General features: G+C 72.3%; 15 protein-coding genes. 9 read left to right on the plus strand and 6 right to left on the minus strand.

Annotation, left to right across the window (positions count from 1 at the left end; all coding sequences use genetic code 11):
- Positions 1-16 precede the first annotated feature (16 nt).
- Positions 17-2173, minus strand: coding sequence for a DUF6351 family protein (locus BMW85_RS15955; RefSeq protein WP_143082303.1), 2157 nt, complete (start codon positions 2171-2173; stop codon positions 17-19).
- 139 nt (positions 2174-2312) lie between these two features.
- Between BMW85_RS15955 and BMW85_RS15960 the strand changes: the two genes are divergently transcribed.
- The 6 genes from BMW85_RS15960 to BMW85_RS15985 are packed head-to-tail and all read left to right on the plus strand — an operon-like array spanning position 2313 to position 6247.
- Positions 2313-3455, plus strand: a complete 1143-nt coding sequence (locus tag BMW85_RS15960; RefSeq protein ID WP_245774830.1) for an AI-2E family transporter — start codon at positions 2313-2315, stop codon at positions 3453-3455.
- A 32-nt stretch (positions 3456-3487) separates the two neighbouring features.
- A complete protein-coding gene (locus BMW85_RS15965; RefSeq protein WP_091082005.1) occupies positions 3488-4042 on the plus strand; it encodes a PaaI family thioesterase in 555 nt (184 codons plus the stop codon).
- Entirely contained in the window at positions 4039-4479 is a 441-nt protein-coding gene (gene dut, locus BMW85_RS15970) for a dUTP diphosphatase (RefSeq protein WP_091082006.1), read from the plus strand. The genes BMW85_RS15965 and dut overlap by 4 nt, the downstream gene beginning before the upstream one ends.
- A gap of 38 nt (positions 4480-4517) precedes the next feature.
- Positions 4518-5159, plus strand: coding sequence for a DUF3710 domain-containing protein (locus tag BMW85_RS15975; protein ID WP_177240711.1), 642 nt, complete (start codon positions 4518-4520; stop codon positions 5157-5159).
- A gap of 28 nt (positions 5160-5187) precedes the next feature.
- Complete coding sequence (locus BMW85_RS15980) at positions 5188-5574, plus strand: OB-fold nucleic acid binding domain-containing protein (RefSeq protein ID WP_026214276.1); 387 nt, start codon at positions 5188-5190, stop codon at positions 5572-5574.
- A gap of 4 nt (positions 5575-5578) precedes the next feature.
- A complete protein-coding gene (locus BMW85_RS15985; protein ID WP_245774831.1) occupies positions 5579-6247 on the plus strand; it encodes a DUF3159 domain-containing protein in 669 nt (222 codons plus the stop codon).
- A 14-nt stretch (positions 6248-6261) separates the two neighbouring features.
- On the opposite strand, the gene BMW85_RS15990 is transcribed toward BMW85_RS15985, so the two are convergent.
- Positions 6262-7512 (minus strand): class I SAM-dependent RNA methyltransferase, encoded by a 1251-nt coding sequence (locus BMW85_RS15990; protein WP_091082009.1) that lies wholly within the window; start codon positions 7510-7512, stop codon positions 6262-6264.
- Positions 7513-7577: 65 nt separating this feature from the next.
- Between BMW85_RS15990 and BMW85_RS15995 the strand changes: the two genes are divergently transcribed.
- Positions 7578-9215 carry an alpha/beta hydrolase gene (locus BMW85_RS15995; protein WP_245774832.1) on the plus strand — a complete coding sequence of 546 codons (1638 nt, stop codon included), beginning with the start codon at positions 7578-7580 and terminating at the stop codon, positions 9213-9215.
- Here the strand turns inward: BMW85_RS15995 and BMW85_RS16000 are convergent.
- Positions 9202-11238: an APC family permease gene (locus tag BMW85_RS16000; protein WP_091082012.1), complete on the minus strand. Its 2037-nt coding sequence runs from the start codon at positions 11236-11238 to the stop codon at positions 9202-9204. The genes BMW85_RS15995 and BMW85_RS16000 overlap by 14 nt on opposite strands.
- A gap of 102 nt (positions 11239-11340) precedes the next feature.
- On the opposite strand from BMW85_RS16000, the gene BMW85_RS16005 reads away from it, so the two are divergent.
- Together BMW85_RS16005 and BMW85_RS16010 are read left to right on the plus strand one after the other, a co-directional pair.
- The gene (locus BMW85_RS16005) at positions 11341-12006 is read left to right on the plus strand and encodes a potassium channel family protein (protein WP_091082014.1); all 666 of its coding nucleotides are present in this window, start codon (positions 11341-11343) and stop codon (positions 12004-12006) included.
- Complete coding sequence (locus tag BMW85_RS16010; RefSeq protein WP_091082015.1) at positions 12006-12665, plus strand: potassium channel family protein; 660 nt, start codon at positions 12006-12008, stop codon at positions 12663-12665. Before BMW85_RS16005 ends, BMW85_RS16010 begins: the two co-directional genes overlap by 1 nt.
- Positions 12666-12704: 39 nt before the next feature.
- Here the strand turns inward: BMW85_RS16010 and BMW85_RS16015 are convergent, their stop codons facing one another.
- From BMW85_RS16015 to BMW85_RS16025, 3 genes are read right to left on the minus strand one after another with little or no spacing between them, the layout of a single operon-like run.
- Positions 12705-13304, minus strand: coding sequence for a response regulator transcription factor (locus BMW85_RS16015; RefSeq protein ID WP_091082017.1), 600 nt, complete (start codon positions 13302-13304; stop codon positions 12705-12707).
- Positions 13305-13320: 16 nt separating this feature from the next.
- Positions 13321-14535, minus strand: coding sequence for a sensor histidine kinase (locus BMW85_RS16020; protein ID WP_091082018.1), 1215 nt, complete (start codon positions 14533-14535; stop codon positions 13321-13323).
- Complete coding sequence (locus BMW85_RS16025) at positions 14532-15686, minus strand: sensor histidine kinase (RefSeq protein WP_091082020.1); 1155 nt, start codon at positions 15684-15686, stop codon at positions 14532-14534. The genes BMW85_RS16020 and BMW85_RS16025 overlap by 4 nt, the downstream gene beginning before the upstream one ends.
- Positions 15687-15705: the final 19 nt, after the last annotated feature.

Genomic DNA, 15705 nt, shown 5'->3' on the forward strand with positions numbered 1-15705 from the left:
CTCCTGCCACGACCGATCAGTAGTCGCACACCCCCGTGGGGAAGATCTGCTCCAGCCGCGCCCGCTCCTGCGGCGACGGCCGCCACGAGCCGTAGAGTCCGCGGGCGATCGCCCGGCCGACCGGCTGCAGGCGGCATTTGTAGACGCCGCCCGCGAGCGGGCCGCCCGCCACCGTGCGGGAGGTCCCGTACAGCGGGAAGAGCCGGGTGCACGTGCCCGGCGGGCGGCGGTCCAGCACGCCGTCCCACACGTGCGGGCCGGCGGCGAGCTGCGTGCCGTCGGTGGCGAAGCAGCGGTCCACGGCGAGCGGCGGCCGGTTGCCCGCGACGCCGCGCCCCGGCCGCGCCCGGAGGTTGGCCATCCACTCGTCCATCACCCGCAGTGCCTCGGGCGTCTGGTCGAACTTGGGGCCGTCCGGGCGCGCGTCGGTGAACCAGATGACCTGGTTGCCGGCGCTGCCGTCGTGGTCGAGCATGCGCCGGCGCGAGGCGAACGACTGGTGCGCGTTGTGCATGTCGAGCTGGTCCTCCAGGTACGGCCGCCAGTCGATGACCGGGATGTCGATGTCGCCGCGGAAGACCAGGCCGCTGCGCTCGACGTTCCTGATCGCGACCGGGTCGCCGGTGCGCCTGGGGGCCGGGTCGCCGAGGTTCATGTTGCGGGCGCTCCACGGGTCGAGGTCTCCCGGGCAGGCGGACCGTACGAACGGGCAGCCCTCCTGCACCATGTCGTCCGCCTCCTTCCACGAGCCGGCCTTCGCGTTGACGTCCAGGAACTCCGCCGGGGTGATGACGCCGTCCACCAGCGCCTTCAGCCCGTACTGGACGCCGACGTTGTCCCAGGTGGAGCGGGCGTGGCCGCGCTCGTCCACGCCGTAGACCTCGCGCAGGTCGTCCCAGTGGGTCCATCGGACGGTGTCCTTGACGCCCGGCGGGTCCATCAGCGCCCATTCCGGGTCGTTGTCGGACGTCCACAGCGGGTTCATGGTGAGCGGGGTGAGGCCGCGCCAGCCCGTGACGCACTCGTCCGAGCCCGGCCCGCCGGTGTACGGGTTGGCCACCGTGTCGCCGGCGTTCATGCCGATGAGCGCCGTGCGGTCGTCCCAGCGGGCCCAGCGCGGGTTGTGGTCCATGTAGCGTTCGAGCAGCTCGCAGTCGCCCACATGGATGGTCTGGGTGACCATGTCCGGATAGGAATACTGCGGGATCGCGGCGTCGATCACCCGGTCGCCGTAGTTCTGGCCGTAGATGTACTGCTGGATCGCCCCGCCCGAGCCGCCGACGCCCACCGTGTAGAGCGGCGGCCCGTGGCGCTCGATGAAGCGCTCCTTCACCATGAGGGCCGTCTCGCCGCCCAGGATCAGGTTGTAGTGGGTCGAGGTGCGGGTGCCCGAGGAGTGGAGGATCGCGTAGCCCTTGCCGAGCCCGTACGGGTCCAGCGCGCCGCCGCCGAGCGTGCCCTGGTCGTGGCCGATCGCCACGCCGCCGTCGAAGCGGTAGATGGCCCGGCCGTTCCAGCCGTCCTCCAGCATCGCGATCGAGTAGAGGAACCGGTTGATGACGCCGCGCTCGCGGCGTACCACGAAGTCGACCGTGCGGCCGTCCAGCAGGGTGGTGGTCGCCAAATCGGCGGGCCGCTGCGCGGGCATCGGCTTGTACGTGCCGTCCGTCGAGCGGTAGAGCCGGTCCGTCACGACCGGCGCGAAGCAGTCCCTGCTCCAGCCGCCCGTGGTCCGCATGCCCTGGCCGTCCTGGTTGTCGGCCACCGGCGGGCCCAGCCCGGCGCGCTCGGTCTTGCACAGGAACGGGTACTGGTGCGGCCCCGAGAAGATCGGGCCGCTGATCGGATGGTCGCGGAGCGTCAGCGTACGGCGGAGCGGCCCGGCCACGGCCGTGACCGTGTTCGCGCCGACGGCCAGGCCGGTCACCAGGCCGGTGAGGCCGTCGCGGGTCTCGGTGAACGCCCCGGTCACGTCCTCGCCGTTGCGGAGGACCTTGACCTTCGTGCCCTTCGGGCGGCGTACTCTGACGAGCGCGTCACCGCCGCTCACCTGGTCGGGACGGCTGGAGAGCACCTCCAGCTCCAGCGCGCCGTGAGCGGCGGCCCGCGCGGGGGCGGGCGCGACGGTGAGGGGCGCGAGCAGAGCCAGGGTGAGAATCGCCACGGCCTTCATGACCATGACGGTGACACGCGCTCCGGCGGTTGCCCAGGCCCGATCTGTGCGTCTTGGTGCACGGCGGTCTGATCTGCGCGCCCGATCCGGAGGCGCAGAGGGTGCGCACTTGCCGCCCGGACGTGACAGTCTTGAACACGTGCTGCCCGACCGCCCCACCAAGCTCGTGCCGCCCACGCTGGCCAAGATGGCCGCCTGGTGCGTGTGCCTGATCCTCGTCGGCGTGGTCGTCTACTTCTTCGCGCTCATCATCGCCAGGCTCACGTTCGTGGCCCTGCCGGTGGCCGTCGCGCTGCTGCTGACCGCGCTGCTCTATCCGCTCACCAACAGCCTGCGCCAGGCGGGCATGCGGCCGATCTACGCCACGTGGGTCACCATGCTGGTCGCGCTGGCCGTGCTGGCGGGCACCGGCTGGCTGGTCGGCGCGCGGGCCGGCGAGGAGTTCCCCAACCTGGTCCAGCAGGTGCAGGCGACCGCGAGAGACGTCCAGGACTGGCTGATCACCGGCCCGCTGCACCTGCAGCAGACGCAGATCACCGCCTACGTCGACGAGATCGCCACCATGGTCAACACCCAGCGGCAGGCGATCACGACGACCGTGCTGAGCGCGGGCGCGGTGGCCTTCGAGGTGCTGGCGTCCATCGTGCTGCTGCTGTTCGTGACCTTCTTCCTGCTGAAGGACGGCGAGCGCATCTGGGCATGGGTGCTCAAGGGCTTCGGCGACGTCTCGCCGCGGATCGACCGGGCCGGGCGGGCGGCGTGGACCACGCTCTCCCACTACGTGCAGGGCACGGTCGCGGTGGCCGCCGTGCACGGCGTGATCATGGGCATCGTGCTGGCCGGCATGGGCGTGCCGCTGTGGGCGCCGCTCGCGGTGCTGATCTTCTTCGCCAGCTTCATCCCGATCGTCGGCATCTTCTTCGCCGGCACCGTGGCCACGCTGGTCACGCTCGGCGCCAAGGGCCTCGTGCTCGCGCTGGTCTTCCTCGGCATCCTCATCGTCGAGCAGCAGTTGGAGAACCACGTCCTGCAGCCGCTGATCGTCGGCCGGGCGCTCAACTTCCACCCGCTGGCGATCATCCTGGTGCTGGCCATCGGCGGCATCCTGGCGGGCATCGCGGGGGCCGCCGTGGCGGTGCCGGTCGCGGCCGTCATCTACCGGGCACTGCCCGAGCTGCGGCACCAGCAGCCGGCCCTGCCGCCACCCCCATCCGGGCAGGAGCAGGGCGAACCGGACAGCGAGCCGGGCCCCGACCCGGCCGCCGCTCCCGTGGCGGACTAGCGGAGCGCGAACACCGAGTAACCTCGTCACCCGTGACCCGTTCCTCCCTGACCACCCCACCGCCCGGCGCCGCCGCGCCCCCGGCACCGCCGGGAGCCCCACGGCCCGGCGCCGCCCTCGGCTCCCACTACGGCCACTGCTTCGGCTGCGGCACCGAGCACCCCACCGGCCTGCACCTCAAGGCCAGGACCCCCGACGGCGCCACCGTCGAGGCCGAGTTCACGGTGGGCGAGGCACACCAGGGCGCGCCCAGGCTGGCGCACGGCGGCGTGCTGGCCGCCGCCATGGACGAGGTCATCGGAATGTCGGTCTACCTGTTCCACAAGCCGTATGTCACGGGACGGCTGGAGACCGACTACCTTCTCCCCGTTCCCGTCGGCACGACACTCCACCTGCGTGCCTGGTGCAACGGCATCGCAGGGCGGAAGGCGTACCTTGAGGCTGAGGGGCGCATCGGCGCCCCAGACGGGCCGGTCGCCGTCCGGGCGGCGGCGCTGTTCATCGAGGTGAGCATGGAGCACTTCGCCGAGCACGGCGATCTGGCCGCCATCGCCGCCGAACACCAGGACTTCGAGGTGAATCCGTGACCGACGTGGAGGTTCTGATCCAGCGGCTCGACGCCGAGCTGCCGCCGCCGTCCTACGCCCATCCGGGTGACGCGGGCGCCGACCTCTACGCGGCCGAGGACGTCGAGCTGGCCCCGGGCGAGCGGGCCGTGGTCGGCACGGGGGTGGCGATCGCCCTGCCCGGCGGCTACGCGGCCTTCGTGCACCCGCGCTCCGGCCTCGCGGCCAAGCACGGCGTCACCCTGGTCAACGCGCCGGGCACGGTCGACGCCGGCTACCGCGGCGAGATCAGGGTCACGCTGATCAACACCGACGCCAAGGAGCCGTTCCGGCTCCGGCGGGGTGACCGGGTGGCCCAACTGGTGATCCAGCGGGTCGAGCGCGCCGCCTTCTACGAGGTCGAGCGACTGCCCGGCTCGGTGCGCGGCGCCAACGGATTCGGTTCGACGGGGCGCTGAAGGCCCCTCCAGCAGCACTATCAGGGAGAGTGAGGAAAGTGTTCCGACGTCGTCGTCGTGAGCAGCCGGATGTGGCGGCCGAGCAGGAGCAGGCCGCCCCCACGCGCGAGTCCGGTCCATGGGACGCCGACGAGCCCCATCCGGACACCGAACGCATCGACCTCGGCGGCCTCCGGCTGCCGCACAACCCCGATTTCGACGTACGTCTGGCCTCGGTCGGTGACCAGCACGTCGGCGTCGTCGTGATCAGCGGGGAGAGCACGCTGCAGCTGCAGGCGCTGGCCGCGCCGCGCAGCTCCGGCCTGTGGGACGAGGTCAAGACCAAGATCCGCGCGCAGGCGAAGGACCTGGAGGAGCGCGAGGGCCCGTTCGGCACCGAGCTGGATGGCGAGCTCAGGGTCGACGGCGGCAGCCGCCCGGCCCGCTACCTCGGCATCGACGGGCCGCGCTGGTTCCTGCTCGCGGTGATCTCCGGAGAGGGCGCGCACGACGAGGCCGTCGCCGGCGCGTTCGTCGACTTCATCAAGGACGTCGTCGTGGTGCGCGGCGACGAGCCGATGGCCCGCGAGGAGCCCATCCCGCTGCGCCGGCCCAACGAGCAGGGGAGCGGCGACCAGGTGGACGAGCGCCCCGGGCTCAACCCGTTCAAACGGGGGCCGGAGATCAGTGAGATTCGCTGAGAGCTGACATCACGTAGGCTGAGGCATCATGAGTACGGCAGAGCCCGCGAAACGCGGGGGATTGCGTGGGTTCTTCGCACGACTGGCGTCTCCCCAGTCGGAGATCGAGGCCCAGGAACTACGGGAGGACGCCGACGAGGTCGGCGCGACCCCGATCGTGTCGTGCGGCGGGCGCAGGCGCTTCTGCGTGGCGGGTACGCTACGTACCGTGACTTTGCGTCCGAGGGGCGGCGCCCCCGCGCTGGAGGCCGAGCTCTACGACGGGTCCGACGTGATCGACCTGGTCTGGCTCGGCCGCCGCAAGATCGCCGGCATCGAGCCGGGCCGCACGGTCAAGGCCGAGGGTCTGGTCAGCATGCAGGACGGCCGCAAGGTGATGTTCAATCCGCGATACGAGCTCCGGCCAGGGAGTTGATCAGGTGAGTGCTGAGGCACAAGAGGTCGCCCACGACACCGTCGAGGCGGCGGTGCGAGCGCAGCTCGCCAAGGCGTTCGGCGGCGTGCGCGGCATCATCGAGGCGGCGGTCCCGACGATCGCCTTCACGGTGTGCTGGATCGTCACCGAGGAGCTGAAGACGTCGCTCATCGTCAGCGTCGCGCTGGCGGTGCTGCTGCTGGTGGCCCGGGTCGTGCAGCGGTCCACGCCGCAGTTCGTCATCAACAGCCTGATCGGCATCGCGATCGGGGCGTTCTTCGCCAGCCGCACCGGCGACGCGAAGGACTACTTCCTGCCCGGCATCCTGTGGAACGCCGGCTACATGGTGGGCATGCTCGTCTCCATCGTCGCCCGATGGCCGGTGGTGGGCTTCCTCATCGGCTCGGTCACCGGCGATCCCACCGCCTGGCACAAGGATCCCGGCATCGTCCGCCTCTGCACCCGCCTCACCTGGCTGCTCATGCTGCCGTGCGCGGTGCGGGTGGCGGTGCAGGGGCCGGTCTATCTGTTCGGCGGCGGCGACGAGGCGGTGGCGGCGCTCGGCTTCGCCAAGATCGTCATGGGGTGGCCGCTGCAGGTCGCGGCGCTGGCCGCGATGCTCTGGGTGCTCGGCCGCGGACGCACCCCCATCAAACCCCCAGCCGCGGCCTGACCAGCCCAGCTCGGTCAGGCGCGCTGGAGCAGGCCCACGCACTCCACGTGGTGGGTCATCGGGAAGGCGTCGAACGCCCGCAGGGCCGACAGCGTGTAGCCGCGCTCGGCCAGCCACTTGAGGTCGCGGGCGAAAGTCGCCGGGTCGCAGGAGACATAGACGATGCGCGCGGCCTCCAGCGCGGCGACGCGCTCCACCACCTCGCGGCCGAGGCCCGCCCGCGGCGGGTCCACCACGACGAGGTCGGCGCGCTCGATCTGGAAGCGGTCCAGGGCCTCCTCCACCCGCCCGCGCTCCACCCGGGCCTGCGGCAGGTCGCGCAGGTTGGCGCGGGCGTCACGGACGGCGGCGGCCTCGGACTCCAGGCCGAACACCGCGCCCTCGGGCCCCACCGCCTCGGCCAGGCCCGCCGCGAACAGCCCCACCCCGCAGTAGAGGTCGAGCGCCCACTCGCCGGGCTCCGGCGCCGCGTACGCCAGCACCGCGTCCAGCAGGGTCTCCGCCGCGCCCGGGTGCACCTGCCAGAAGCCGCTGCCCATCACCCGGAAGCCGCGCTCGCCCACCTGCTCGTGCAGCACCCCTGAGCCGCGCCGCGGCTCGGTGCGGCCCTTGCCCTGGTCGAGCAGGATCGAGGCGGGCGCGTCGAGGTCGGGCACGGTCACGCTGCGCCGCGGCCTGGGCCTCACGACCACGGCCCGCTCGCCGCCGGAGGAGGCGATCACCTCGACCCCGGCCGCCCCCGCCCAGGTGTGGGACTCCGCGCCGACCGCCTCCACCTCGGGATGGGCGATCAGGCAGGCGTCGACCGGCTCGATCTCGTGCGAGCGGTGCCTGCGGAAGCCCAGCTCGCCGCCGGGCAGCGCGGCGAACTGCACGCGGGTGCGCCAGCCGAGGCCGTCGGGCGCGCCCGGCACCTCCTCGACCACGACCTCACGCTCGATGCCGGCCAGCCGCTGGAGCTGCTCGGCCACCACCTGCGCCTTGAGCCGCCGCTGGGCGTCCAGGGTGGCGTGCTGCCAGTCGCAGCCGCCGCAGCGGCCCGGCCCCGCGTACGGGCAGGGCGGGACCACGCGGTCGGGCGAGGGGTCCAGGATCTTCACCGCGTCGGCGCGCAGGAACTTGGCGCTCTCCTCGGTGACCTCGGCGATCACCCGCTCACCCGGCAGCGCGTGCCGGACGAACACCACCCGTCCTTCGTGTCGCGCCACACACCAGCCGCCGTGCGCGACCGGACCGACCGTCAGCTCCAGAGATGCCTGTTCCACATGCCACACCCTATGCCCTGACCTGGCACACTACTCTCGGAATTGATCCACTACTGTTGGTCGTCGTGGACACGGCTCGGGTGGTGCGGCGGTGGCCCGGCTTCGGGGGAGTCCTGCTGGGCACCCTGTTCGCCTGCGCCTCGCTCACGCCTTCGCTGCTGCCCCGCACCTGGACCTACCAGGGGGTGATGACCGCGGTCACCGCCCTGATCGGCTACGGCGTCGGCGCCGTGATCGGGGCGCTCGGCCGGGCGCTGATCCCCTACCGCCCGCCCGAACGCACGCGCCGCCTCGCCTGGCAGGCCCTGATCGGCGGCGGCGCGGCCCTGAGCCTGGTGGCGCTCTGGTACAGCCACGACTGGCAGCGCGACCTGCGCGCGCTCATGGGCATGGACACCCGCATCACCTGGTTCTCGCCGCTCATCCTGGCGGTGGCGGTGGTGCTGTTCGCGCTGGGGCTGCTGCTCGCCCGGCTGGTACGCCTCGGCGGCCGCAAGCTCATCGGCTGGCTCGGCCGGTTCGTGCCCGTCTATGTGGGGCGCGCGATCGGCGTGCTGCTCGTCGCCGTCCTCGTCGCGGTGTTCGCCGACGACGTGCTGTTCTCGGCGTTCGTCGCCCGGGTGAGCGACGTGTCCTCGGTTGCCAACCAGGGCACCGATCCCGGCGTGCGGCGGCCCGCGACGAGCCTCGTGTCCGGCGGCCCCGGCTCGCTCGTCGCGTGGGACACGCTCGGCAAGGAGGGGCGCACCTTCGTCGCCAGCGCCCCCACCGCGGCCCGCCTCACCGCCTTCTCCGGCCACCCCGCCGGCGAGCCCATCCGCGTGTACGTCGGCCTCGAAGCCGCCCCCACCCCGGAGGCGCAGGCGGCTCTCGCGGTGCGCGAGCTGGAACGCACCGGGGCCTTCCGGCGGCCGGTGCTCGCCGTGCTCGGCACCACCGGCACCGGATGGGTGGACCCGAGCATCCCCTCCGCCCTGGAGCACATGTACGACGGCCGCTCCGCCACGGTCGCCGTGCAGTACTCGTACCTGCCGAGCTGGGTGTCGTTCATGGTGGACAGGGAGCGGGCGGCCAGGGCGGGGCGGGCGCTGTTCGAGGCGGTGCGCGCCCGCTGGGCCGAGCTGCCCGCGGACGGCCGGCCGAAGCTGGTGCTGGCGGGGGAGAGCCTCGGCTCCTACGCGCTGGAGAACGCCTTCCACGACCTCGGCGACCTGGCGGCCCGCACCGACGGCGCGGTCTTCGTCGGCCCGCCCAACGCCAACCCCATCTGGCGCGAGGTCACCGTCGGCAGGGAGCCGGGCAGCCCGGTGTGGCGGCCGGTGTACGAGGAGGGCCGCACCGTCCGCTTCGCCCAGACGCCCGGCGACCTCTACCGCCCGCCGGGCCCCTGGGCCAGGCCGCGCGTGGTCTACCTGCAGAACGCCTCCGACCCCGTCGTCTGGTGGACGCCCGCGCTGATCCTGCGCCGGCCCGCCTGGCTGGAGGGCGAGCGCGGGCCCGGCGTGAACCCGCAGATGAACTGGTTCCCGCTGGTGACGTTCTGGCAGGTGCTGGTGGACATGACCTCGGCGCTGTCGGTGCCGCCCGGCCACGGGCACCGCTACAACGCCAACGTCGTCGACGCCTGGGCGGCCGTGGCGGCGCCGCCCGGCTGGGACGCCGCGGACAACGTACGGCTGCGGGCGCTGCTCAGCTCGTCGTGATCTCGTCGTCCTTGACCTGCCCGGGGCGGCGCACCGCGCCCGGCGCGAACGGCTCCCGCCGGCCCGTCAGCCGGTCGGAGGAGTGGAGCTGCCACGGCACGCTGGTGACCATGACGCCCGTCTTGAACAGCAGCCGCGCCTTCAGCCGCAGCGCGCTCTGGTTGTGCAGCAGGTGCTCCCACCAGTGGCCGACGACGTACTCGGGGATGAACACCGTCACGACGTCGCGCGGCGAGCGCCGCCGTAGCGTCCTGACGTAGTCGAGGATCGGCTGGGTGATCTCCCGGTAGGGCGAGTCGAGCATCTTCAGCGGCACCGGGATGCCGCGCCGCTCCCACTCCTCCTGGAGCTGGCGGGCCTCCTCGCCCTCCACGCCCACGGTGACGGCCTCCAGGGAGGACGGCCGGGTGGCGCGGGCGTAGGCCAGCGCCCGCATCGTCGGCTTGTGGATCTTCGAGACGAGCACGATCGCGTGGTTTCGGGCGGGCAGCATGGCCGGCTCGTAGTCCTCGTCGATCTCCAACTCGGCCGCCACGTTGTCGTAGTGGCGCCGGATGCCCTTCATCATGAGGAACAGGATCGGCATCGCGATCACCACGATCCACGCCCCGACCATGAACTTCGTCAGCAGCACGACGATCAGCACCAGCCCGGTCATGACCGCGCCGAAGAAGTTGATCACCCGCGAGCGGTGCATCTGGTGGCGGAGCCTGAGGTCCCGCTCGGTCCGCAGGTGGCGGGTCCAGTGGATGACCATGCCGGTCTGGCTGAGCGTGAACGAGACGAAGACGCCGACGATGTAGAGGTTGAGCAGCCGGCTGACGTCGGCGTTGAACCCCCACAGCAGCAGGCACGCGCCCGCCGCCAGGATGATGATGCCGTTGGAGAAGGCCAGGCGGTCGCCCCGGGTGTGGAGCTGGCGCGGCAGGTAGCGGTCCTGGGCCAGGATCGAGCCCAGCACCGGGAAGCCGTTGAAGGCCGTGTTGGCCGCCAGGAACAGGATGAGCGCGGTCACCGCCGAGATCACCACGAAGGGCAGCGAGCCGCCGCCGAACACCGCGTCCGCCACCTGCGAGATGATCGGCTGCTGGTAGTAGCCGGGGCCGACCGGCGTGCCGTCCGGCCGGATCAGGTCCTCCGCCACCACGGACGGCTCGGCCACCTTCACGCCCGAGGCCAGCCCGAGCGCGATGATGCCGCCGAACATCGTGATGGCCACGAGGCCCATCATGAGCAGCGTCGTGGCGGCGTTCTTGCTCTTGGGCTTGCGGAAGGCGGGCACGCCGTTGCTGATGGCCTCGACGCCGGTGAGGGCCGCGCAGCCGGTGGAGAAGGCCCGCAGGATGAGGAAGGCCGCGGCGAAGGCCGTCAGGTCGGTCTGCTCGGGCCGGATGGTGAACGCCGCGCTCGGGGCGTGCAGCTCGTCGCCCAGCACCAGCAGCCGGAACCCGCCCACGAGGATCAGCAGCAGCACACCGATCATGAACGCGTACGTGGGGATGGCGAAGGCGACCCCGGACTCGCGGATGCCGCGCAGGTTGACCACGGTGAGCAGGACGACGATGGCGATGGCGACGGCCGGCTTGTGCTGGCCCACGATGGGGATGGTGGCGCCCACGTAGTCGACGCCGTTGGCGACGGAGACCGCGACGGTCAGCACGTAGTCGACCATCAGCGCGCTGGCCACCGTGAGACCGGCGTTCTTGCCGAGGTTGGTGGTCGCCACCTCGTAGTCGCCGCCCCCGCTGGGATAGGCGTGCACGTTCTGCCGGTAGGAAGCGACCACCGTGAGCATCACCACGACGACGGCGGCGGCGATCCACGGGCTGTAGGCGTAGAAGGAGACGCCGGCCAGCGACAGGATGACCAGGATCTCCTGGGGGGCGTAGGCCACGGAGGAGAGCGCGTCACTGGCGAAGACCGGCAGGGCGACCCGTTTGGGGAGCAATTGCTCGTGGAGCTGCCCGCTGCGCAGGGCGCGCCCCACGAGCAAGCGTTTGACAAGATCCGTTACCTTCGCCACGTAACGAGATGCTAGCCCCAGACGTACGGCTTAAACGAGGTGCTCCCCCATACCGCCATACTGGAGTCTGAGCAACCGCCGACCGCGACCATGCGGGGGGACATGCATATTGTGATCATGGGGTGTGGCCGTGTGGGATCGACCCTCGCGCACATCCTCGAGGACAACGGCCACTCCGTCGCCATCATCGACCGCGACCCACAGGCGTTCCGGCGGCTGCGGGCCGGGTTCCGGGGCCGCCGGGTGACCGGGGTCGGTTTCGATCGCGACGTGCTCACCGACGCCGGCGTCGAGTCGGCGGCGGCGTTCGTGGCCGTCTCCAGCGGCGACAACTCCAACATCATCTCCGCGCGGGTGGCCCGCGAGACGTTCGGCGTCGACAACGTCGTGGCCCGCATCTACGACCCGCGCCGGGCCGAGGTCTACCAGCGCCTGGGCATCCCCACGGTGGCCACAGTCCGCTGGACCGCCGACCAGATCATGCGCCGGATCCTGCCGGAGGGCGCCGAGCCGCTGTGGCGCGACCCCACGGGCACCGTCGTGCTCGCCGAGGTCGCGGTCAACCCGTCGTGGATCGGCACCCGCGTCATCGACGTGGAGAAGCGCGTCGGCGCCCGTGCCGCGTTCATCAACCGCATGGGCGAGGCGCTCACCATCACCCGGGACTCCGTGGTGCAGGAGGGCGACGTGCTGCACGTCATCGCCGCCGAGAACGACATGGACCGGATCAACAAGGCGCTCGCCGGGGCGCCGGAGGGGGATGACTGATGCGCGTCGCCATCGCCGGAGCGGGCGCGGTCGGGCGTTCCATCGCCGCGGAGCTGCTGGAGAACGGTCACGAGGTCCTGCTCATCGACGTCGACCCCCGCGCCATCAAGATCGACAGCGTGCCGCGGGCCGAATGGCTGCTCGCCGACGCCTGCGAGATCGCCTCCCTCGACGAGGCCGGGCTCAACAACTGCAACGTCGTGGTCGCCTCCTCCGGTGACGACAAGGTCAACCTCGTGGTGTCGCTGCTGGCCAAGACCGAGTACGGCGTGCCGCGCGTGGTGGCCCGCATCAACCACCCCAACAACGAGTGGCTGTTCAACGAGTCGTGGGGCGTCGACGTCGCCGTCTCCACCCCGCGCCTGCTGAGCGCCCTGGTGGAGGAGGCGGTCAGCGTCGGCGACCTGGTGCGGCTCATGACGTTCCGGCAGGGCCAGGCCAACCTCGTCGAGCTCACCCTGGCCGAGGACGCCCCCGTCGTCGGGCAGCGGGCCGGCGCGGTGCCGTGGCCGGTCGACTCCGCGCTGGTCGCGATCCTGCGCGAGGGGCGGGTGCTGGTGCCGTCGGCGGACGACCCGCTGGAGGCGGGCGACGAGCTGCTCTTCGTGGCCAACCAGGAGGTCGAGCAGGAGCTCGCCCACCTGCTCTCCCAGCACTGACCCCCGCCCCCGCCCCGCCCGTCGTGCAGGGGGGTGGGGTCAGAGCCAGCCCATGCGCTGGGCCGTGCGGATGGCCTCCAGCCGGTTCTGGGCGTTGAGCTTGGTCATCGCGCTCGACAGGTAGTTGCGCACCGTGCCCTCGGTCAGGTGCAGCTCGCCCGCGATTTTGGAGATCGTCGCGCCGTCGCCGGCCAGCCGCAGGGCGTCGCGCTCGCGGTCGGTCAGCGGGCTGTCGCCGGCCGCCATGGCCGCCGCGGCCAGCTCGGCGTCGAGGTAGCGCCCGCCGCCCTGGACCTTGCGGATCGCCATGGCGAGCTCCTCGGCGGAGGCGTCCTTGCCGAGGAAGCCGCCCACGCCCGCCGCCATGGCCCGGCGCAGGTAGCCGGGCCGGCCCAGGCTGGTCAGTATGACGATCTTGCACTGGGCGCTGATCTGCTCAGCCGCGCTCAGACCGTCCATGCCGGGCATCTCGATGTCGAGCACGGCCACGTCGGGCCGGTGCTCGGACACCGCGGCGACGACCTCGTCACCCCGGCCGACCTGGGCGATCACCTGGATGCCTTCCTCCAGGTCCAGCAGGGCCGCGATGGCGCCACGGACGAGGTGCTCGTCGTCGGCGAGCAGCACGCGGATGGTCATGTTCTCTCCCCACGGCTCACGCGGGCACCGCCGCCCGCAGCAGGTAACGGCCCTCGGGCGTGGGCGCCGCCTCCAGGCTGCCGCCCGCCGCGCGCACCCGTTCGGCCAGTCCCGCCAGGCCGTTGGGCGCGTGCCGGCCCACCGGGCCGCTCACCCCGTCGTTGGACATCTCCAGCACGCCGTTCTCGATCCTGATCTCGCAGCGCTCGGCTCGGCTGTGCTTGAGCACGTTGGTGGTGCCCTCGCGGACGACCGTGGCCAGCAGCGTGCGGCTCTCGGGGGACAGCGCCGCCGTGTCGGCGCGCACGGCGCAGCGCACGCCCGCCGCCTCCAGCACCGCCCGTACGCTGGCGAGGACCTCGTCCAGGTCGAGGGCGCGGTAGTTCTGGACGACCGCGCGCACCTCGCGCAGCGAACGCCGGGCGAGGTCGCGCACCTCGAACATCTCGGCCGCGGCCGCCTCCGGATCCAGGGGCAGCCGCTCCTCGGCGTGCCCGGCGCGGGCGGCCACGTCGGTGAGGCTCTGGCCGAGCAGGTCGTTGAGGTCGCGGGCGAAGCGCAGCCGCTCCTCCGAGACCGCGAGCCTGGCCAGCGCCTCCTCGCCCTCGTGCGCCTCCTGGGCCAGCCGCCACAGCCGCAGGTTGGCCCACGTCGCGACGACCGAGAGCACCGTCAGGAACGTCATCACCAGCACCAGCGCCAGGACGTCCGCGAGCCTCGCCCCGGACAGCGACCCGATCAGGGCGAGCGCCACGATCATGCCGGTCGAGGCGAGGGCGATCGTGCGCTTGCGGACGAACGGCGTCAGCGCCCCCAGCCAGGACGGAAGCGCCCACACCACGGCCACGACGGCCAGCAGCAGCGCGATCCCGCCGCTCACCGCCAGCAGCTTCGTGGGCCGCGGCCCGCCGCGCACCGCCACCCGGAACGGCCGCAGGCAGATCACGAAGAAGACCACCAGCAGGACGGCCGCACCGGCGGCCAGGACGGGGAGCATGCCCGCCTGCCACTGGAGGTAGAGCGTGTAGAGGCCGATCAGGCTGAGCAGCGTCACCAGGTCGGTGGAGTAGACGATCACCCAGCGGACCTTGTCGAGCTTGCTCGCCGTACGCAGCCGCCGCAACGGCCACGCCCGCCCCCCGACCCCGACCGCCGCGCCCGCCGGGTCTGCTGGCGTGACCGTCGGGCCGGCCTCTGGGGCCGTCGGGTCGGTCTTCGAGGGGGGTGTCATGCCGGCACCGCCTCCCGGGCCGGTTGTTCGCCCACGACCGGTACGGACGCGCGCAGCAGGAACTCGCCGGTCGCCGTGGGCGCGGCCGACAGGGTGCCGCCCGCGGCGACCAGCCGCTCGGCCAGCCCGCGCAGGCCGCTGCCCGGCGGCGGGGCCGCGCCGCGCGCCACCCCGTCGTTGCGCATCTCCAGCAGGCCGCCGTCGATCGTGATGCCGCAATGGGTGGCCCTGCTGTGCTTGAGCACGTTGGTGCCGCCCTCGCGCACCACCCACGCGAGCAGCGCCCGCGCGGCCGGTCCGAGCCCGTCGGCCCGTACGTGGACATCGCACCGCGTGCCGGACGCCTCCAGCGCGGCCCGCACCCCGGCCACCTCCTGGTCGAGGTCGAGGTGCTGGTAGCCGTGCACGGCCTGCTGGACCTCGGCCAGCGAGTCGCCGGCCAGCGCCCGGACCTGGGTCATCTCCGTCAGCGCCCGCCCGGCGTCCTTGGTGGCGAGCTTGGCGGCCAGCTCGCTCTTGAGCGTGATCACCGCCAGGCTGTGGCCGAGCAGGTCGTGCAGGTCGCGGGCGAAGCGCAGCCGTTCCTCGGCGACCGCCAGCCGGGCCCGCGCCTCGCGGGCGTTGGAGGCGTCCCTGATGATCCACCAGAGCCAGCGCCACAGGAGCATGGCCGGGACCATGAAGGCGAAGTTGATCATCAAGCTGATCAGGACGCCGGGCCAGCTCTGGCCGTGCACGAGCGTGCCGTGGACGGTGAGCAGCCCGGCCACCGCCACCGACAGGCAGGCGATCGCCCGGGGCGACAGGTAGAGCGCGGCGGCGGCGAGCCACAGCGTGCCCACCTCGATCCACGGCGAGGTGTTGTCGAGGGTGGTCGGGCGCAGCAGCGTCGCGGTCAGCGCGAACGCCCCCGCGAGCGCCAGCTTCCAGGTGGGACGCGGCCGGTGGTCGAAGGCTTCCCTGAGGAGGACGGGGAACAGCGCGCACAGCCCGAGCTGGCAGGTGACGGTGACCGCGGCGTGGAGAGGTGAGATAGCGCCCGCCATGCTCCGGCCGACGGTGAACGCCACGGTGATGACGGCGATCAGCGCCACGACGCCGTCCATCCAGTAGATCAGGATCTTCCGGGCCGTCTCAGGACGAGCCGCCATCGCCCCCTCCCCCTTGCCT

Origin of the sequence: Nonomuraea wenchangensis, from assembly GCF_900111685.1 — a bacterium.
Classification (GTDB): domain Bacteria; phylum Actinomycetota; class Actinomycetes; order Streptosporangiales; family Streptosporangiaceae; genus Nonomuraea; species Nonomuraea wenchangensis.

Coding starts and splice junctions, on each gene's coding strand:
- BMW85_RS16005 (WP_091082014.1), top strand. CDS start 11,341: ATGCATATTGTGATCATGGGGTGTGGCCGTGTGGGATCGACCCTCGCG.
- BMW85_RS15980 (WP_026214276.1), top strand. CDS start 5,188: ATGAGTACGGCAGAGCCCGCGAAACGCGGGGGATTGCGTGGGTTCTTC.
- BMW85_RS16010 (WP_091082015.1), top strand. CDS start 12,006: ATGCGCGTCGCCATCGCCGGAGCGGGCGCGGTCGGGCGTTCCATCGCC.
- BMW85_RS16020 (WP_091082018.1), bottom strand. CDS start 14,535: ATGACACCCCCCTCGAAGACCGACCCGACGGCCCCAGAGGCCGGCCCG.
- BMW85_RS15955 (WP_143082303.1), bottom strand. CDS start 2,173: ATGAAGGCCGTGGCGATTCTCACCCTGGCTCTGCTCGCGCCCCTCACC.
- BMW85_RS16025 (WP_091082020.1), bottom strand. CDS start 15,686: ATGGCGGCTCGTCCTGAGACGGCCCGGAAGATCCTGATCTACTGGATG.
- BMW85_RS16015 (WP_091082017.1), bottom strand. CDS start 13,304: ATGACCATCCGCGTGCTGCTCGCCGACGACGAGCACCTCGTCCGTGGC.